The sequence below is a fragment of the Rhodococcus sp. IEGM 1330 genome, assembly GCF_033142445.1.
Classification (GTDB): Bacteria; Actinomycetota; Actinomycetes; order Mycobacteriales; family Mycobacteriaceae; genus Rhodococcoides.
Genome location: NZ_JAWLSB010000003.1, coordinates 415,738 through 433,593, shown reverse-complemented (window position 1 = coordinate 433,593; position 17,856 = coordinate 415,738). Strand labels below are relative to the sequence as shown.

Below are 17,856 nucleotides of genomic sequence, written 5' to 3'. Positions count from 1 at the left end.
CGGTTATCCCTTCACTGCGCCGGACGTCAAGCCCGCCACGATACGTCGTTGGAAGAAGAGCACGAAAATGATGATCGGGATCGTGATGACGACTGCTGCCGCCGCGATCGACCCCGTGGGCTCCTCGAACTGAGAGCTACCGGTGAACTGCGAGATGGCCGCCGGGACGGTGACCGAACGTTCTGTTGCCGTCAACGAGATGGCGAGCAGAAGGTCGTTCCAGGCGAAGATGAACACCAGAATGGCGGCGGTGACGATGCCGGGGGCGGCCAGCGGGGCGATGACCTTGCGGAACGCCTGCGCGGGCGTCGCGCCGTCCATCTTCGCTGCCTTTTCGAGCTCCCACGGAATCTCGCGGAAGAACGCCGACAGGGTGTAGATCGCCAACGGCAACGCGAAGGTGATGTACGGAATGATCAGTCCCGGCCAGGTGTCGAACAGTCCCAGCGAGCGGGAGATGTCGAACAGCGGTGTCACCAGCGAGATCTGGGGGAACATCGCGATGAGCAGTGCCGCACCGACGAGTGCCTTCTTGCCCGGAAAGTCCAGGCGAGCAACGGCATACGCGGCCATCGTGCCGATCACCACGGCGATCACCGTGGTGATCAGTCCGATACCGATGGAGTTCACCAGCGCCGAGGTGAACTGGTTCGTCTGGAAGATGCCCTTGTAGTTCTCCAGGGTGAACGAGCGCGGGATGAAGTTGCCGTCCGCGATGGTGGCCGTCGACTTGAACGACAGGCTGATGATCCACAGCAACGGAACGAGTGCGTAGAGCAGGACGAGGACGTTGACTACCGTCCAGCCGACCTTCTTGCGAGGCGTAACAGTGGTCATTACTTGCGGCCTCCGTCGTCGGATCCCGGTGCCGATGCACCGAACAACTTGATGAACACGAACGCGATGATCGCGACGCAGAAGAAGATCAGGATGCTGATCGCCGACCCGAGTCCGAGGTTGAACGCACCGAACAGGTTGTTGTAACCCAGAATCGAGACCGATCCGGTTTCGTTGCTACCTCGGGTCAGGACGTAGATGTTGTCGAAGATGCGGAACGCGTCGAGGGTGCGGAAGAGCACTGCGACGAGAATCGCCGGCTTCATCAACGGAATCGTGATGCGCATCAGCCTGGTCCACGCGCCCGCTCCGTCGACCTCGGCCGCCTTGAGCAGATCGTCGGGCACCAGCGCCAGGCCTGCCAGCAACAGCAGCGCCATGAACGGCGTCGTCTTCCACACCTCGGCCAACACCACGATCGCCAGCGACGGGAACTGCTCGGTGAGCGGAGCACTACCGTCGGGCAACAGATTGGCGAGATATCCCGTGCCGGGGGTCCACGCGTAGTACCAGCTGTACGCGGCGGCGACGGTCACGATGCCGTACGGGATGAGCACCACGGTGCGCACGAGTCCACGGCCGAAGATGGTGCGGTGCATGACCAGAGCCACCGCCAGGCCGAGGACGAACTCGATGATCACCGAGATGATCGTGATGCCCGCCGTCACGCTGAACGCCGTCCACCAGTAGCCGTCGGAGAGCACGGTCACGTAGTTGGAGATTCCGACGAATTCACGATCCTCGGGGAACGCGAGATTGTACTTCTGCAGGCTGAGCCAGAACGCGTAGATGATCGGATATCCGGTGACCGCGATCATCAGAATCGCTGCTGGTGCGATGAGCAGCAGGCCCAGTCGACGTTCGGCCTTCTTGCCGTCGGAGACGTTCTTCAGAGCCGCCTGCTTGTCGACAGGCTGCGATGCGGGCTGTGACTCGGTGGTGGCGCTCATGGAATCAACCCTTCGGAATTGACGGCCTTGGAGACCAGATCTGCGAGCTTGTCCACGTCGGCCACCGGATCGATGTTCTGCGGCGGGTTGAGCGCATCGGTCAGCAGAATCGAAATGCTCTGGTAGGCAGGCGATACGGGTCGAACTGCCGCCGATTCGATGGAACCGAGAACGCCTTCCCATGCGGGATAGACGGCTTGGAACTCGGGATCGGAGTACAGCGACTTCAGCACCGGCGGCACACCACCGTTGACAGCGTTGTTGCGCTGGTTCTCCTCGTTGGTGAGGCACTCGACGGCCTCCCACGCGAGGTCCTCGTGCTGGGTGGTCTTCGCGACGCCGATGTTGAACCCACCGATGGTGACCTTCGCGGGCTCGCCCGGATTCACCTCCGGATACGGAGCGCTACGGAAGACCTCGGCGATCCGCGCGTCCTGCTGATCGGCAGGCACGGTCGACAGGTCCAGGAACGAGACGGCACCGGCGACGGCGTTCTCCTTCAGACCGGGCAACACGAAGGGGTAGTTGACCTGGAAGGCCATCCGTCCCGATTCCATACCGAGTCGGGCCGTTGCCTCGTCGCTCTGCGAGACCGACGGATCGCGGCCGTCTGCCGTGGCGACCCGCTTGATGATCTCGAGGGCCTTCTCGGTGGCGGCGCGGTGTTCGGGAGTGTCGTTGAGTGTCACCGTAGTTCCGTCTTCGCCGACGACCGATCCACCCGCGCTCTCGAGCAGCGAGTTGAACCAGACCATGAAGCCCTCGTACTGCTTGGCCTGGACACCGATCTGTGCGGGCTTGCCCGCCGCCGCATTGGCCTCGGCCACGTCGATCAGCTGATCCCACGTCTGCGGCGGCACTCCGCCCGGCACCTCGTCCGGCCGGTACCAGAGCAACTGGGTGTTGGAGTTGAGCGGCACCGCGTACAGCTGGTCCTGCCACTCCGCGGTGGCGAGCGGGCCTTCGAGCGTGGAACCGTCACGAAGCTGCGCAGACAGGTTTTCGGGGACGGGCAATGCCCATCCCGCCTCGGCGAACTCGGCCGTCCACACCACGTCGAGTGTCATCAGATCCAGCGTCTTGTCGTTTCCGGCGAGACGCCGCGCGAGCTGGAGGCGCTGATCGTTCGCACTCTTGGGCAGAGTCCGCTGCTCCACCCGGTATCGGCCGTTCGAGGCGTCCGAACACACCTGTGCCGCAGCGGCGTACTGCTCTGCGCCGTCTGCGGCAGTGTAGAAACTCAGAACCGGAACCGAACTGTCGGACGAACCACACGCTGCGAGCAACGGACTCGTGACCAGAGCCGCTGCTGCCAACACCCCTATCCTCGTTGCATTTCCACGCCTACGACCACGATGTCTCGGCACTTTCCGCCTCCGTACGTTCAGTTACTCGCGCAGCACACTGTGTGGGACTGCCGTGCACGAAAGAAACGTAACCGAACTCACTGGCATCGAGGGCGATTTGGGGCTATTCCGTTACCTGTCGGTTGCCTGGTCGTCCACCAGGTGTGATCAGATCGACAATTTGGCGAGCAGGTCGCGTGCTTTCTCCGCGGTTCGAGGTTCGCACAGGACGTCGTATCGGCCCGCGACCAACTGCATGCTCGACGCGAAATCTCGCTGCCCCTTGGTGGCGGCGTACGGAATGGACGCCGAGATCAGGCCGAAGATGATGCCACCGCCGACGCCGATGAGCAGCGCTCCGAAGATGTTCTCGCTGAAGATGCCGAGGACCAGGCCGAGGAAAACACCCAACCACGCACCCGAAACGATGCCTCCGCCAATCACTTTGGGCCACGTGAGACGGCCGAGGACGCGCTCGACCTGCATCAGGTCGACGCCGACGATCGTGACGTCCTGTACCGAGAACTCCTCGTCGGACAGGTAGTCGACGGCGCGCTGCGCCTCGGCGTAGGTGGGGTAGGAACCGATCGGCCAACCGGACGGCGGCGTCGGCAGTCCCTGCCCTGGGCGGCCCGACTGCGAGAGGGGATTAGTCATGACTCCATTGTGCCCCGAAACGGACACCCGGCACACCCGTTGTAGCGGTTCACAGCAGGTTGACGGTCGGTCAGGACGTGGGCGGTACGAAGGCAGTGGTGCGCGTCATTCCTGCCGCTCGGCCCTTCGCCGAGACGACGAGCGCCATCTTGCGGCTCGCCTCGTCGATCATCTCGTCGCCCAACATCACTGCGCCGCGACCGCCGCCCGCCGCGGACGTGTGGAATTCGTACGCGTCGAGAATCATCTCGGCCTTGTCGTAGTCGGCCTGCCGCGGCGCGAAGATCTCGTTGGCGGCCTCGATCTGCGTCGGATGCAGGACCCACTTGCCGTCGAAACCGAGGCCTGCCGTGCGACCCGCTGCCCGGCGAAAAGCGTCGAGATCGCGAATCTGCAGATAGGGACCATCGATTGCCTGCAGACCGTGTGTCCGGGCAGCGAGCAGGATGGTCATCAGAATGTGGTGGTAGGCGTCGCCGGTGTCGTATCCGACCGGCTGCTCGCCGACGACGAGTGTCCGCATGTTCACGCTGGCCATCAGATCTGCCGGCCCGAACACGAGCGTCTGCACTCGGGGGCTCGAGGTCGCGATCTCGTCGATGTTGCGCAGACTGCGGGCGCTCTCGATCTGCGGCTCGATCCCGATGGCACCGACGTCGAGTCCGTGCTCTTTCTCGACCTGGGTGAGCAGCAGATCCAGCGCCTGCACGTGCGCGGCGCACTCCACCTTCGGCAGCAGGATGGCGTCGAGATTGCGTCCGGCACCCGACACGACGTCGATGACGTCGCCGTACGTCCACTGCGTCGTCCAGTCGTTGACGCGGACGACCTTGATCTGATCGCCCCACCCATCGGAGTTGAGTGCGTCGACGATGCGCGCTCGGGCCGCCACTTTCGCCAGGGGCGCGACGGCGTCTTCGAGATCGAGAAAGATCGCGTCGGCCGGCAGCCCCTTGGCCTTGGCGATCATCTTGTCCGAACTGCCCGGAACGGCCAACACCGACCGCCGCATGCCCGAAGCACTCACGAAAGCACAACCCCTGTCTGATTCACCCTCTGTATTGCGAAGCCTCTAACCTTGCCATCATGGCAGCACTGAGCAAGGTATTCGCGGCCAGGCTCGCCGGCCTGGGTGTCCTGGGCCCCGACGGAGAATCGATCGGACGGGTCCGCGACGTGGTGATCTCGATGCGCGTCGGTAGAGCGCAGCCGAGAGTCCTCGGCCTCGTTGTCGAATTGGCAACTCGGCGAAGAATTTTCGTGCCGATGCTCAGAGTCACCAGCATCGAACCGAACTCGGTTCAGCTCACGACCGGCAACGTCAGTCTGCGTCGATTCACTCAGCGCGCGAACGAGATTCTCGTGTTCGCGCAGATCCTCGATTCCAAGGTGCGCGTCGACGACCCCGAGCTCGACGAGCTGCACGACGTCGATTCCATCGTCGTCGACCTCGGCATCGAGCTCACCCGCACGCGGGACTGGGTGGTCGCGCGAGTGGCGGTCCGTAAGCAGCGTCAGCGCCTTGCGCGCCGCGGTGCCATCCATGTCGTGGACTGGCAGCACGTGCAGGGGCTCACTCAGAACGAACTGTCGATGCCCGACCAGGGTGTGGCACAGCTACTCATGCAATTCGAAGATCTGCGAGCGGCCGACGTCGCTAACGCGATGCGTGAGCTCCCGGTCAAACGTCGCATGGAAGTGGCGCGGGCGTTGGACGACGAACGGCTCGCCGACGTCGTCCAGGAACTGCCCGACGACGATCAGGTCGAAATGATGCACTACCTCGGCGTCGATCGCGGTGCCGATCTGCTCGAGGCCATGGACCCCGATGACGCCGCCGACCTGCTGGGCGAGCTGCCCGAGACCGAAGCGGAATCGCTTCTGCGCCTGATGGATCCGGAGGACTCCGCGCCTGTTCGACGGCTGCTAGAGCACTCCCCCGACACCGCTGGTGGCCTGATGACCCCCGAGCCGGTCGTGCTCACGGCGTCGACGACGGTGGCCGAGGCCCTGGCCCGAGTGCGCAACCCCGACCTGACGCCCGCGCTGGCCTCGCTGGTGTTCGTGGTGCGGCCACCGACTGCGACGCCCACCGGGCCATATCTGGGCTGCGTCCACTTGCAGCAGTTACTGCGAGAACCCCCGGCGAGTCTGGTCGGCGGCGTGGTGGACAGCGCTCTACCGCGGTTGTCGCCCGAGGACAGCCTCACCGCCGTGACGCGATACTTCGCGACGTACAACCTCGTCTGCGGCCCGGTGGTCGACGACGAGGACCACCTGGTCGGAGCCGTGACCGTGGACGACGTCCTCGATCACCTGCTGCCCGAGGACTGGCGAGATCAGGAAGTGGCCGGACAGTGAAAGAAACAGCACGTCAAAGAATGGACACCCCGCGCGGATCGCGGATGTTCAACCTCAGCCTCGACGTCGACCTCGGCAAGTCGGGCGAGAAGGCCGCGAGATTCCTCGGCACCGGCCGCTACCTGGCAATCCAGACGGGCATCGTGATCGTCTGGATCTTCCTCAACGTCGTGGCCGTCAACCTCCGATGGGACCCGTATCCCTTCATCCTGCTCAACCTCGCGTTCTCGACCCAGGCCGCATACGCCGCGCCGTTGATCCTGCTCGCCCAGAATCGTCAGGACGACCGCGACCGCGTGTCCCTCGAGGAGGACCGCTCCCGCGCCCAGCAGACCAAGGCCGACACGGAGTTCCTCGCTCGTGAGCTGGCAGCATTGCGTATCGCCGTCGGCGAGGTCGCCACCCGCGACTATCTGCGACGCGAACTCGACGAGATCAAGTCGCTTCTGGAACAGGCAACGGGTCAACCGGCGACATCACCGAAGAAGTCCCGTAAGAAGACCGCCGCACGGGTGCCCGACGACGCGGCGGTGCCGCTCGAGTCCGATCCCGATTCGCAGTGAGATCTGCCGGGCTTCGCCGCTGGTAACAGGCCGATAACAAAACAGTCTCGAATCAGGTACCCTCGATCCCGTTCAGTCGGTCGGGCCCGGAGACACTTCCGGGAATTCAGGAGGTACAGCACGCGTGGGTCGTCACAGAAAAGCATCGACTTCCAAGGTTCGGCGGAATTCGGTGATTGCTCTGGCAGGACTCGTCCCCGCAGGGCTGGTCACGGCTGCCACCAGCGCCGGAGCCACTGAATACATCCCGTTCGTCAGCGCCAAGACAGCTCCGGCAGCACAGGAATCGAACTCGGTGATCGAAACTCCGCAACCGATAGCCCAGGATCAGCAGGCGCAGCCGGTGGCTCAGGCCGAACTCCCGGTGCCGGCTCCGGTCCCCGCTCCAGCCCCGGTCCCCGAGATCCCGCCCACACCGGAACTGCCCACCAACCTCGCCGCCAGCCCCATCGCGATCCCGGTCGTCAACGTCTCCGCATACAAGAACGCCGAACGGATCCTGGCGCAGCAGCAGCCCGGCTGCGGCATCAGCTGGACCGTCATCGCCGGCATCGGCCGCGTCGAATCCACCCACGCCAACAACGGCAAGGTCGACGACTCGGGCGAGCTGCACGAGCCGATTCTCGGCCCGCGACTGAACGGCACTCTCGCCGGCAACCAGGTGATCCGCGACACCGACGGTGGGGTACTCGACGGCGACGCCGAATACGACCGCGCCGTCGGACCCATGCAGTTCCTGCCCTCCACGTGGAACCTCTATCACGCCGACGGCAACGGCGACGGGGTCTCGGACCCGCAGAACCTGTTCGACGCAGCCCTGGCCACCGGCATGTACCTCTGCGACGACGGCACCAACATGCGTGACCTCGGATCCACCACGAAAGCGATCCTGCGCTACAACAATTCGATGGCCTACGTGGCGAACGTGCTCGCATGGTCGACCGGATACGCCACCGGCATCGTCCCGTCCTCGGACCAGCTCCCCCGGATTCACTGAAATCAACTCTGCACTGATCTTCACTGCCCTGCTGTTCATCGGGGCACGGCCCACCGCCTAGCATGAAGCAATGGCTGTACTGACCGAATCCGACGTTCGGACCGCGCTCTCGAAGGTGATCGACCCCGAGATCCGCAAACCCATCACCGATCTCGGGATGGTCAAGAGCATCGACATCTCCGCCGACGGATCCGTCGGCGTCGGGATCTACCTCACCACCTCCGGGTGCCCGATGAAGACCGAGATCAGCGACCGCGTCAAGAACGCCGTCGCCGACGTCGCAGGCGTCGGCACCGTATCGGTCGAACTCGACGTGATGAACGACGAGCAACGCACCGAACTACGCAAGTCTCTGCGCGGCGATTCCGCAGAGCCGATCATTCCCTTCGCGCAACCCGGATCCCTGACGCGCGTGTACGCGGTGGCGTCGGGCAAGGGTGGCGTCGGCAAGTCCAGTGTGACGGTCAATCTCGCCGCATCGCTGACCGCTCGTGGGTTGTCGGTCGGCGTGCTCGACGCCGACATCTACGGTCACTCCGTGCCCCGAATGCTCGGGAACGACGCACGGCCGACTCAGGTCGAGAAGATGATCATGCCGCCGCAGGCACACGGCGTGAAGTTCATCTCGATCGCCCAGTTCACGCAGGGCAACACCCCCGTCGTCTGGCGCGGGCCGATGCTGCACCGTGCGTTGCAGCAGTTCCTCGCCGACGTCTTCTGGGGCGACCTGGACGTACTGCTGCTCGACCTTCCGCCCGGCACGGGTGACGTGGCAATCTCTGTCGCGCAGCTCATTCCGAGCGCCGAAATCCTGGTGGTCACCACTCCCCAGCAGGCCGCGGCCGAGGTGGCCGAGCGCGCGGGAGCAATCGCCCTGCAGACTCGGCAGCGCGTCGCAGGCGTCGTGGAGAACATGTCGTGGCTCGAGCTGCCCGACGGCACCCGCATGGACATCTTCGGATCCGGTGGCGGACAGGACGTATCGGACAGACTGACCAAGGCCGTCGGTGCCAGCGTTCCCCTGCTGGGCCAGATCCCCCTCGACACTGCCGTCCGAGAGGGCGGGGACGCCGGCACACCGATCGTGCTGAGCAATCCGGAATCGCCTGCGGCACAAGCCTTGGAGGCTGTTGCGGCAAAATTGGCGGTCCGTGAGCGTGGCCTGGTCGGCATGTCACTGGGGATCGACTCGGCGCGCAAGCTCTAGAAACGACGGTTATACCCGACAAACGATGTCGGGAACAGGGTTGGAGCCTTATGATTTGCCTTCAATCCTACTGTCGATAGAGAGTGGCCTTCATGAAGAAGCCGCATCGGGTCAGGCCGGTCGTTGTTCCGGTTCTGATCGCATTGCTGATGACCTTGCTGGGATCGCTGCTCGGGCCCGGCCTGGCGTCGGCGCAACCAGCCCCGCCTGCCCAGAACTATTCGATCGCGACCGACACCACGTTCGCTCCCTTCGAATTCCAAGACGAGACAGGCAATCTCGTCGGAATCGACATGGATCTGCTCGCCGCAATCTCGGTGGATCAGGGCTTCGACTACACCGTCGAGCAGGTCGGTTTCGATACCGCGCTCCAGGGCGTCACCAGCGGCCAGTTCAACGGAATGATCGCCGGCATGTCGATCACCGACGAACGAAAAGCCACCTTCGACTTCTCCGAGCCGTACTTCGATTCCGGTGTGCAGATGGCCATTCTGGAGTCCAACGACGAGATCACGGGCTACGAGGACCTGCGCGGAAAGTCCGTCGCGGTCAAGAACGGCACCGAGGGTGCCACTTTCGCGGCCTCCATCGCCGACCAGTACGGGTTCACCATCCGCAGCTTCGACGATTCGGCGACGATGTTCGAGGAAGTGCGCACCGGTAACTCGGCGGCCGCTTTCGAGGATTACCCGGTGCTCGCGTACGGCATCACCCAGGGCAACGGATTCAAGACCGTCACCGAGAAAGAAGCCGGTGCCAGTTACGGATTCGCTGTCGCCAAGGGCACCAACGCGCAGTTGCTCGAGCAGTTCAACACCGGGCTGGAGAACCTGCGTGCCAACGGCCAGTACGACCAGATCCTCGACACCTATCTCAATGCCGACGCATCCACCGCAGACACGTCAATCCCCGGCCTGATCGCCAGCAGCTGGCAGTTGCTGCTCAAGGGCTTGTGGCTGACCATCGTGCTGACCGTCATTTCCATCGCCATCGCATTGGTACTGGGCGGGATCTTCGGCCTGTTCCGCGTGTCGACCAACATCGTGCTCCGCGGCATCGGCACCACTTACGTCGACATCTTCCGCGGCACACCACTTCTGGTGCAGGCGTTCTTCATCTACTTCGGTGTACCCGCTGCGCTGAACTTCCAGATGTCGGCGTTCACCGCAGGCATCATCACGCTCTCGCTCAACGCCGGCGCCTACATGGCCGAGATCGTCCGCGGCGGCATCCTCGCCGTCGACAAGGGCCAGATGGAAGCGTCCCGCAGCCTCGGAATCAGTTACCTGAAATCGATGCGAAAAGTGGTGATGCCACAGGCAATTCGCACGATGATCCCGTCGTACATCAATCAGTTCGTCATCACGCTCAAGGACACCTCGCTGCTTTCGGTCATCGGCCTCGCCGAACTGACGCAGACCGGCCGCCTGATCATCGCTCGCAACTTCGAGTCGTTCAACATGTGGCTCATCGTCGGCGTCCTGTACTTCATCATCATCATGGCTCTCACCAAGCTGTCGAACCGGCTCGAGAAGAGGATCAACAAATGAGCACCGAACTGACGAAGGACCTGCCGGTCGACAAAGGCCCGGGAACCAAGATCTCCATCAAAGCTCTCGAGAAGGCGTTCGGCGACAACAAGGTACTCAAGGGAATCGACGCCGAGATCGCCAACGGTGAAGTGGTGTGTGTCATCGGTCCCTCGGGTTCGGGCAAGAGCACGTTCCTGCGGTGTCTGAACAAGCTCGAGGACATCACCGCCGGTTCCGTCGTCGTCGACGGCACCGACCTGACCGCGAAGAGCGTCGACCTGGACAAGGTGCGCCAGAACATCGGCATGGTGTTCCAGCACTTCAACCTCTTCCCGCACATGACCGCCCTGCAGAACGTCATGCTCGCGCCCGTCGAGACCAAGAAGATGTCGAAGTCTCAGGCCAAGGAAGCGGCACTGAAACTACTCGAACAGGTAGGACTGTCCGATCGCGCCGAGTACAAGCCCGCCAACCTCTCCGGCGGGCAGAAGCAGCGTGTCGCCATCGCCCGGGCATTGGCCATGAGCCCGTCGATCATGTTGTTCGACGAGGCCACCAGCGCCCTCGACCCAGAAATGGTCGGCGAAGTACTGCAGGTGCTTCGCGACCTCGCCAAGGGCGGCATGACGATGGTCGTCGTGACGCACGAGATGGGCTTCGCACGCGAAGTATCGGATCGAGTGATCTTCATGGCCGAGGGCGTGATCGTCGAGGAGGGAACCCCCGACGAGTTGTTCGGAAACCCACAGAACCCGCGTACCCAGGACTTCTTGAACAAGGTGCTCTAGCCCGCCCGCTCCCCCGCCGCGTCAATGGACCATTGCCGCGCTCAGACGTGTGCAGGGGTCCATTCACGCAGCAGCGGGGTCGGCGTGAATGGACCATTGCCGCGCCCAGACGTATGCAAGGGACCATTCACGCGGACGGGTGAGCCCGAACCGGAGTAGGGATTCAGGCTTACGTGGCGTCGGCGTCGATCGGCGGGGTGTCGCCTGCCGACAGCTTCGGCTCGTTCTTGCTCATCGACACGGTGCTGCCGGACGCACTGCCCGAGGACACGCCGTTCTGAGGCCTCGGGCCGCCTGAGCTTTTCGGCTTGGCGTCGAAGGGCTTGCCCTTGAAGGTGTCGTCGAGTGGGTTCTTGAAGACCGAGTCGTCTCCGTCGAGCAGGTGTTTGGTGATCACTGCCCGAGGGGTCATGCCACGCAGTTGGTTGAGATCCGCGAGCGGTTTGCGGAGGTCCTCGAAGTCGGTGCCGAGCTCGTCCTTGAGCTGTTGGCTCGCGCCGTTGGCGTAGTCCTTGACCTGGCGGATCGACTTGGACACCCAGCTGATAGCGCCGGGGAGGCGATCGGGGCCGAGGATGACGAGAGCTGCTACGAGGAGAATGACGAGCTCTCCCCAACCGATGTTGCCGAACACGCCTGCCAGCCTACGTCGTCAGTCCGAAACCGGCGTGACGGAGAGGTCGACCAGCCGTCCCGACCGAACGAGTTGCACCGGAACCGGCTCCCCGATCGTGGTGGCTTGCACCGCGACGACCAGTTCGTCGGCGTCGCCCACTGCTCGGTCGCCGACCTTGGTGATGACATCCCCTTCGACGATTCCGGCCTGCTGGGCAGGACCGTCGGCGCGGACGTTCGCTACTTCCGCGCCTGCCGAGGTGTCGTTGATGACCGAGCGGGCGTTGATTCCGATGTCGGGGTGCCGCATGACGCCGTCCCGGATCAGTGACTGCGTCACCTCGAACACCTCGTCGACTGGAATGGCGAAGCCGAGGCCGACCGATCCGCCGCTCTCGCTGCGAATGGCCGAGTTGATGCCGATCACGCGGCCCTCGAAGTCGATGAGCGGACCGCCGGAGTTGCCGGGGTTGATGGCGGCGTCGGTCTGCACGGCATCGATGACGGCATTGGTGTCGGTGCCTTCACCCGACAGGGCGACGGGCCGATCGAGCGCGCTGACGATGCCGGAGGTGACGGTCTTGTTCAATCCCAGCGGCGAACCGACGGCGATCACGTCCTGCCCGACGCGAACGTCGGCGGAACGACCGAGTTCGGCGACGGTGAGGTTGCCGACGTCGGTCTTGAGGACGGCGAGGTCGGTCTTGGTGTCTCGGCCGACGATGTCGGCGGGCACCTTGGTGCCGTCGGAGAACGTCACTTCCAGGGTCGAGTTCTCCGGGTCGGATGCGGCCAGTGAGATCACGTGATTGTTCGTCACGATGTAGCCCTCACCTGCGATGACGACGCCCGAGCCGGTGCCGCCGGTCTCCCCGAGCGTCACCTGGATCGACACCACGGACGGCAGGACGGCGTCGGCGACGTTGCTGATCTGCCCGCGCGGGATGTCGTCGCCGCTGGACTGGGTCAGGGTGACTTTTTGGCTGGTCAACGCACCGGTCACCTCGGCAGTGAGGCGACCGAACAATCCGCCGACCAATCCGATGACGAGTGCGAGAACACCGAGTACGACGAGAGCCCGGACGGACACCGACCGCCCGAACAGCACATCGCGCACACCGAGTGTGGTGCCCGGCGGCAGCACAGGAGGGGGCGGAGTGTCGAGCGCCGCGCTGCCGAGCGACACCCGAGCGGTGGGGTCGCGCCACGGATCGGCCGGAGCCGACGGGGCGGTGTCGCTGTCGTCCTGGGCGTTCGGGTCGCGCTGCAGCGATTCCTGGGCATCGCCCGGGCGTCCGAACGCCTCGGCGAGGATGGGATCGGGTGGACGCACCGATACGCGCGAGGGAAGTTCCTCGCCGGGTCTACGAGGAGAGAACGAACCGTCGACATCGTCGGGACGTCCGAACACCGAAGCCGACACCGGATCGACGGAAGGTCGATACACCGGACGGGGTGGCAAGCGTGGACCCTCCGGTCCCGCCGAGCCGATGCCGTCGGGCTCGATCTCCGATGGGTCGGCTCCGGTGGTCTCGGTGCTGGTCGAATTCGATGTCACGCGTCCGGTTACCCCTCGCATACGTCGGTGTGAGAGTTCAGTATCACTCGAGCGGTCGGCGCGGCTCGATGCAGGTGAGAAGTCGTCGGGCAGATTTCGATGCGATCAGCGTCGGCGACGGCGGACGTCGGCGACGGCGGACATGAAGGTTCGCTTGGTGTGGGACGGGCGATCCTCGCCCGCGCAGGACGGTATCTGGCTGAGCAATCCGAGCAGAGAATGTGGCATCGACATCTCCCCTGCGCCGCGCAGTGCCTTACGTGCCTGCTGCTGGGCCTCGACCTCGCCGGCGCACTCGGGGCATTCGGACAGGTGGTCGGCTGCACGGAGGTAAGCGGGCATCCGCAATTCGCCATCGACGTACGCTGCGATGGCCTCACTGGCCAGATGTTCGGTGGAGCTGAATTGCTTCGGCTTGCGCGCCTGCGTCATCCAACCCTCCTCGTAGCTAGTGGACACTTGCGTGACCGGAGTCGACCTTCCCGTGCACTCGAAGGTACTCGCGTAGCGCCTGGCGTCCACGGTGAATGCGACTGCGAACCGTTCCGAGCTTGACGCCCAGTGTCGCACCGATCTCCTCGTACGACAGTCCTTCGATGTCGCACAGCACGATTGCGGCACGGAACTCCGGTGCCAGCGAGTCGAGCGCGGACTGGAGATCGGGGTCGAGGCGCGCATCGTGGTAGATCTGCTCGGGGTTGGGTCGGTCGGAGGGGACGCGGTCGTAGTCCTCGGGGAGCGCTTCCATACGGATGCGGCTGCGTCGACGAACCATGTCCAGGAACAGGTTGGTGGTGATGCGGTGGAGCCACCCCTCGAAGGTGCCCGGCTGGTAGTTCGACAGTGAGCGGAACACGCGGATGAAGGTGTCCTGTGTCAGGTCTTCGGCGTCCTGCGCGTTGCCGGACAGGCGGTAGGCCAGTCGGTAGACGCGGTCGCCGTGTTCGCGAACCAGTTCGTCCCAGGACGGCATGGTGGAGTCCTCGCCGGTCGCATCGAACACTGCGGTGCCGCTGAGATCGTCGGGCGCGGGTACGGATTCGGGTAGACGCGCGATATCGCGATCGCCGTTGATCTTGTAAATAGTTGGATCCTCCTGCTCAGGACTGCGTACGTCCTTCTGATTCAACCGACGACTACCCTCGGATGTTCCAGCTCACACTTCGCAATCGAGATGGACCTTCGATTCCTCCATAGCCTGACGGACCCGCGTGTGGGTCCGGTATGAAACAGCTGAGGCGCACCTGAGAATGTGTGCGTGAGAATGTGCCCTGGGCACGATAGCCTCGGGGCGTGCCGACCAACGCCGAGAAGATGCTCGCCTACGCCGAAGACTCCGCTCAGGAGGACGAGGTTCTGATCGCAGCCAGAGAGCGAGCCGTCGACCTGGGTGCCGCCCCGGTACCGCCGTCGGTCGGAGCCATTCTGTCCATCTTCACCCAGATGCTCGGCGCGAAGACGGTCGTCGAAATCGGAACCGGCGCAGGGATCAGCGGTCTGTGGCTGCTCGACGGGATGCGCGCGGACGGTGTCCTCACCACGATCGACACCGAACCCGAGCACCAGCGCGCGGCCCGAGAAGCGTTCCGCGCCGGGGGAATTGCGCCCTCGCGTACCCGGCTGATCAACGGCTGGGCGTTGGACGTGCTCCCCCGGTTGGCCGACGACACCTATGACCTGGTGTTCATCGATGCCAGTCCGGCCGACCACCCGCACTTCGTCGCCGAGAGTGTTCGACTCCTGCGCCCCGGCGGAGTTCTGGTGCTGCACAACGCGTTACTGGGTGGGCGAGTCGCCGACCCGACCCAGCGCGACGCGACCGCAGTTGCCGTTCGTTCCGCCGCCCGGGCCATCGCCGAGGACGAGCGTCTGACGACGGTACTGCTGCCTCTGGGTGACGGGTTGATCTGCGCGTCGAGAGCGTAGGTATGTGAGTGGTATTTCGTAGCCTGCTACGAAATACCACTCACATGCGGCGGAGCCGCTAGATCCAGACTCCCTTGCCGACGGAGACGACTCCACCGGCGCTGACGTTGAAGCGTTCGCGATCGCGTTCGTGATCGACACCGACGATCTCGCCGTCACCGACGACGACGTTCTTGTCCAGGATCGCGTGCCGCACGACGGCACCCTTGCCGATCCGGACGCCGGGCATCAGGACGCTCCCCTCGACGGTCGCACCACTGTCGATCATGACGTTGGAACTGAGCACCGAGTTGCGGACGGTGGCCGCGGACAGGATGCAGCCGGCACCGACGACCGACTCCTGAGCCAAGCCGCCCTGGACGAACTTGGCGGGCGGCAGGTTCTCGGCCGATCCGCGGATGGGCCAGCGGCGGTTGTAGAGGTTGAAGATGGGGTGCACCGACACGAGGTCCATGTGGGCGTCGTAGAAGGCGTCGATGGTGCCCACGTCTCGCCAGTACCCGCGGTCGCGTTCGGTGGCACCGGGAACGACGTTGTCGTTGAAGTCGTACACCGAGGCGACGCCCGCTTCGACGAGTGCTGGAATGATGTCGCCGCCCATGTCGTGGTCGGAGTCGACGTTCTCGGAGTCGGCCTTGATGGCGTCGACGAGCACTTTGGTGGTGAAGACGTAGTTGCCCATGGAGGCGTAGGTGACGTCGGGGTCGTCGGGAGTGCCGGGCGGTTGAGCCGGCTTCTCGAGAAACTGGGTGATCTTGCCGTTCTCGTCGGAGTCGATGCAGCCGAACGCGAAGGCTTCACCGCGCGGAACCCTGATTCCGGCGACGGTGACGCCGGCACCGGAGTCGATGTGCTGCTGCACCATCTGCTCCGGATCCATGCGGTACACGTGGTCGGCTCCGAAGACCACGATGTACTCGGGGTCCTCGTCGTACACCAGGTTCAGCGACTGGAAGATGGCGTCGGCACTGCCGGTGTACCACCGGGGCCCGAGACGCTGCTGCGCCGGAACCGGAGTGATGTACTCCCCGGCGAACCCGGACAGCCGCCACGTCTGCGAGATGTGGCGGTCCAGTGAATGGGACTTGTACTGGGTGAGCACGCAGAGCCGGAGGTAACCGGCATTGACGAGATTGCTCAGCACGAAGTCGATGAGTCGGTAGGCGCCCCCGAAGGGAACTGCCGGCTTGGCTCGGTCCGCGGTCATCGGGTAAAGACGCTTACCCTCGCCGCCGGCAAGCACGATCCCTAGTACGTGCGGTTGTGTCCTCACCCACTCAACCTATCCGCACCGAGAGAACCGTGCGAGCAGTACACGCACAACTGCTGGGGAATGTAGGTTCGTTCACGTGCGCGTAGCAATGATGACCAAGGAATATCCCCCGGAGATCTACGGTGGCGCAGGAGTTCACGTCACGGAGTTGACCGCACAGCTGAAATCGCTGTGCGACGTGGACATCCACTGTATGGGCGCGCCGCGCGATACCGCGCAGGTGCACGACCCCGATCCCGCACTCGCCGGAGCGAACGCCGCGTTGACGACGCTGTCGGCAGAGCTGCGGATGGCGAACGCCGCCGCCGACGCGGACGTGGTGCATTCGCACACCTGGTACACCGGTCTCGCGGGCCATCTCGCCGCCGAGTTGTACGACGTTCCGCACATCCTCACCGCGCACTCGCTCGAACCACGGCGGCCGTGGAAGGCCGAGCAACTCGGCGGCGGCTACCGCATCTCGTCGTGGTCGGAGCGCAACGCCGTGGAATACGCCGACGCCGTCATCGCCGTCAGTGAGGGCATGGCCAAAGATGTGCTCGACGCCTATCCGCGCCTCGATCCGAGCCGGGTTCATGTGGTGCGCAACGGAATCGACACGCAGCGCTGGTTCGCCGACCACGGCACCGCAACTCTGGACGAGATCGGCGTCGATCGAGACAAGCCGATCGTCGCGTTCGTCGGCCGCATCACCCGGCAGAAGGGCGTGGGCCACCTGATCGCTGCCGCCCACCACTTCGATCCGTCGATTCAACTCGTCCTGTGCGCGGGAGCACCCGATACCCCGGAGATCGCTGCGGAAACCGAACGGGCCGTGGCCCAGCTCGCCGAACAGCGCAGCGGCGTCTTCTGGGTCAAGGACATGCTTCCCACCGACAAGATCCGCGAAATCCTTTCCGCGGCGGCTGTGTTCGTCTGCCCGTCGGTGTACGAACCGCTCGGCATCGTCAACCTCGAGGCGATGGCCTGCGAAACTGCTGTGGTGGCATCGGATGTCGGAGGCATTCCCGAGGTCGTCGACGAGGGCCGCACCGGACGCCTGGTGCATTACAACTCCTACGAACCCGATGCCTTCGAGCGGAACCTGGCGGACACCGTCAACGAGGTCGCCCTCGATCCCGCGCTCGCGGCAGCGATGGGCAAGGCGGGCCGCGAGCGGGCCGTCGCCGAGTTCTCCTGGGCGTCGATCGCGAAGCAGACTCTCGCCGTCTACAACGACGCCCTGGCGCGCCGCCGCTGACTCGAA

18 protein-coding genes are annotated in these 17,856 nt (G+C 64.3%); 8 read left to right on the top strand and 10 right to left on the bottom strand.

Annotated features, from left to right (window positions below; all coding sequences use genetic code 11):
• Nucleotides 1–3: 3 nt before the first annotated feature.
• The 5 genes from R4P57_RS10250 to R4P57_RS10230 form a co-directional block, all read right to left on the bottom strand.
• Nucleotides 4–837: a carbohydrate ABC transporter permease gene (locus tag R4P57_RS10250; protein WP_222093623.1), complete on the bottom strand. Its 834-nt coding sequence runs from the start codon at nucleotides 835–837 to the stop codon at nucleotides 4–6.
• A complete protein-coding gene (locus tag R4P57_RS10245; protein ID WP_317802711.1) occupies nucleotides 837–1,787 on the bottom strand; it encodes a sugar ABC transporter permease in 951 nt (316 codons plus the stop codon). The genes R4P57_RS10250 and R4P57_RS10245 overlap by 1 nt, the downstream gene beginning before the upstream one ends.
• Nucleotides 1,784–3,106 carry an ABC transporter substrate-binding protein gene (locus R4P57_RS10240; protein WP_317802710.1) on the bottom strand — a complete coding sequence of 441 codons (1,323 nt, stop codon included), beginning with the start codon at nucleotides 3,104–3,106 and terminating at the stop codon, nucleotides 1,784–1,786. Before R4P57_RS10240 ends, R4P57_RS10245 begins: the two co-directional genes overlap by 4 nt.
• A 195-nt stretch (nucleotides 3,107–3,301) precedes the next feature.
• Nucleotides 3,302–3,790, bottom strand: coding sequence for a general stress protein (locus tag R4P57_RS10235; protein ID WP_008714301.1), 489 nt, complete (start codon nucleotides 3,788–3,790; stop codon nucleotides 3,302–3,304).
• A 70-nt stretch (nucleotides 3,791–3,860) separates the two neighbouring features.
• The gene (locus tag R4P57_RS10230; protein ID WP_317802807.1) at nucleotides 3,861–4,802 is read right to left on the bottom strand and encodes a CoA ester lyase; all 942 of its coding nucleotides are present in this window, start codon (nucleotides 4,800–4,802) and stop codon (nucleotides 3,861–3,863) included.
• Between the two features lie 74 nt (nucleotides 4,803–4,876).
• Here R4P57_RS10230 and R4P57_RS10225 point away from each other — a divergent pair, with 74 nt between their 5' ends.
• From R4P57_RS10225 to R4P57_RS10200, 6 genes are all read left to right on the top strand, one after another.
• Nucleotides 4,877–6,151, top strand: coding sequence for a magnesium transporter MgtE N-terminal domain-containing protein (locus R4P57_RS10225; RefSeq protein ID WP_037191563.1), 1,275 nt, complete (start codon nucleotides 4,877–4,879; stop codon nucleotides 6,149–6,151).
• Between the two features lie 20 nt (nucleotides 6,152–6,171).
• The gene (locus R4P57_RS10220) at nucleotides 6,172–6,714 is read left to right on the top strand and encodes a DUF1003 domain-containing protein (RefSeq protein WP_317802709.1); all 543 of its coding nucleotides are present in this window, start codon (nucleotides 6,172–6,174) and stop codon (nucleotides 6,712–6,714) included.
• Nucleotides 6,715–6,838: 124 nt separating this feature from the next.
• On the top strand, nucleotides 6,839–7,711 hold the full coding sequence (locus R4P57_RS10215) for a murein transglycosylase (RefSeq protein WP_317802708.1): 873 nt from the start codon (nucleotides 6,839–6,841) through the stop codon (nucleotides 7,709–7,711).
• Nucleotides 7,712–7,781: 70 nt separating this feature from the next.
• Entirely contained in the window at nucleotides 7,782–8,918 is a 1,137-nt protein-coding gene (locus R4P57_RS10210) for an Mrp/NBP35 family ATP-binding protein (RefSeq protein WP_317802707.1), read from the top strand.
• Between the two features lie 92 nt (nucleotides 8,919–9,010).
• Nucleotides 9,011–10,468: an amino acid ABC transporter substrate-binding protein/permease gene (locus tag R4P57_RS10205; RefSeq protein WP_317802706.1), complete on the top strand. Its 1,458-nt coding sequence runs from the start codon at nucleotides 9,011–9,013 to the stop codon at nucleotides 10,466–10,468.
• Nucleotides 10,465–11,238, top strand: coding sequence for an amino acid ABC transporter ATP-binding protein (locus R4P57_RS10200; protein WP_317802705.1), 774 nt, complete (start codon nucleotides 10,465–10,467; stop codon nucleotides 11,236–11,238). Before R4P57_RS10205 ends, R4P57_RS10200 begins: the two co-directional genes overlap by 4 nt.
• A gap of 169 nt (nucleotides 11,239–11,407) precedes the next feature.
• Here the strand turns inward: R4P57_RS10200 and tatB are convergent, their stop codons facing one another.
• The 4 genes from tatB to sigE form a co-directional block, all read right to left on the bottom strand.
• Nucleotides 11,408–11,872 (bottom strand): Sec-independent protein translocase protein TatB, encoded by a 465-nt coding sequence (tatB, locus tag R4P57_RS10195; protein WP_317802704.1) that lies wholly within the window; start codon nucleotides 11,870–11,872, stop codon nucleotides 11,408–11,410.
• Nucleotides 11,873–11,890: 18 nt separating this feature from the next.
• Nucleotides 11,891–13,432: a trypsin-like peptidase domain-containing protein gene (locus tag R4P57_RS10190; protein WP_411742341.1), complete on the bottom strand. Its 1,542-nt coding sequence runs from the start codon at nucleotides 13,430–13,432 to the stop codon at nucleotides 11,891–11,893.
• An 84-nt stretch (nucleotides 13,433–13,516) separates the two neighbouring features.
• Nucleotides 13,517–13,843 (bottom strand): anti-sigma factor family protein, encoded by a 327-nt coding sequence (locus R4P57_RS10185; RefSeq protein ID WP_317802703.1) that lies wholly within the window; start codon nucleotides 13,841–13,843, stop codon nucleotides 13,517–13,519.
• A 16-nt stretch (nucleotides 13,844–13,859) separates the two neighbouring features.
• On the bottom strand, nucleotides 13,860–14,486 hold the full coding sequence (gene sigE / locus R4P57_RS10180) for an RNA polymerase sigma factor SigE (RefSeq protein ID WP_094612535.1): 627 nt from the start codon (nucleotides 14,484–14,486) through the stop codon (nucleotides 13,860–13,862).
• Nucleotides 14,487–14,725: 239 nt separating this feature from the next.
• Between sigE and R4P57_RS10175 the strand changes: the two genes are divergently transcribed.
• Nucleotides 14,726–15,337 (top strand): O-methyltransferase, encoded by a 612-nt coding sequence (locus tag R4P57_RS10175; RefSeq protein ID WP_032365496.1) that lies wholly within the window; start codon nucleotides 14,726–14,728, stop codon nucleotides 15,335–15,337.
• Nucleotides 15,338–15,395: 58 nt separating this feature from the next.
• Here R4P57_RS10175 and glgC read toward each other — a convergent pair whose 3' ends face one another.
• Entirely contained in the window at nucleotides 15,396–16,610 is a 1,215-nt protein-coding gene (glgC, locus tag R4P57_RS10170) for a glucose-1-phosphate adenylyltransferase (protein ID WP_317802702.1), read from the bottom strand.
• A gap of 76 nt (nucleotides 16,611–16,686) precedes the next feature.
• On the opposite strand from glgC, the gene glgA reads away from it, so the two are divergent.
• The gene (gene glgA / locus R4P57_RS10165) at nucleotides 16,687–17,850 is read left to right on the top strand and encodes a glycogen synthase (RefSeq protein ID WP_317802701.1); all 1,164 of its coding nucleotides are present in this window, start codon (nucleotides 16,687–16,689) and stop codon (nucleotides 17,848–17,850) included.
• Nucleotides 17,851–17,856: the final 6 nt, after the last annotated feature.

Coding starts and splice junctions, on each gene's coding strand:
- R4P57_RS10250 (WP_222093623.1), bottom strand. CDS start 837: ATGACCACTGTTACGCCTCGCAAGAAGGTCGGCTGGACGGTAGTCAAC.
- R4P57_RS10245 (WP_317802711.1), bottom strand. CDS start 1,787: ATGAGCGCCACCACCGAGTCACAGCCCGCATCGCAGCCTGTCGACAAG.
- R4P57_RS10235 (WP_008714301.1), bottom strand. CDS start 3,790: ATGACTAATCCCCTCTCGCAGTCGGGCCGCCCAGGGCAGGGACTGCCG.
- R4P57_RS10230 (WP_317802807.1), bottom strand. CDS start 4,802: ATGCGGCGGTCGGTGTTGGCCGTTCCGGGCAGTTCGGACAAGATGATC.
- R4P57_RS10225 (WP_037191563.1), top strand. CDS start 4,877: ATGGCAGCACTGAGCAAGGTATTCGCGGCCAGGCTCGCCGGCCTGGGT.
- R4P57_RS10220 (WP_317802709.1), top strand. CDS start 6,172: ATGGACACCCCGCGCGGATCGCGGATGTTCAACCTCAGCCTCGACGTC.
- R4P57_RS10210 (WP_317802707.1), top strand. CDS start 7,782: ATGGCTGTACTGACCGAATCCGACGTTCGGACCGCGCTCTCGAAGGTG.
- R4P57_RS10205 (WP_317802706.1), top strand. CDS start 9,011: ATGAAGAAGCCGCATCGGGTCAGGCCGGTCGTTGTTCCGGTTCTGATC.
- R4P57_RS10200 (WP_317802705.1), top strand. CDS start 10,465: ATGAGCACCGAACTGACGAAGGACCTGCCGGTCGACAAAGGCCCGGGA.
- R4P57_RS10190 (WP_411742341.1), bottom strand. CDS start 13,432: ATGCGAGGGGTAACCGGACGCGTGACATCGAATTCGACCAGCACCGAG.
- R4P57_RS10185 (WP_317802703.1), bottom strand. CDS start 13,843: ATGACGCAGGCGCGCAAGCCGAAGCAATTCAGCTCCACCGAACATCTG.
- R4P57_RS10175 (WP_032365496.1), top strand. CDS start 14,726: ATGCTCGCCTACGCCGAAGACTCCGCTCAGGAGGACGAGGTTCTGATC.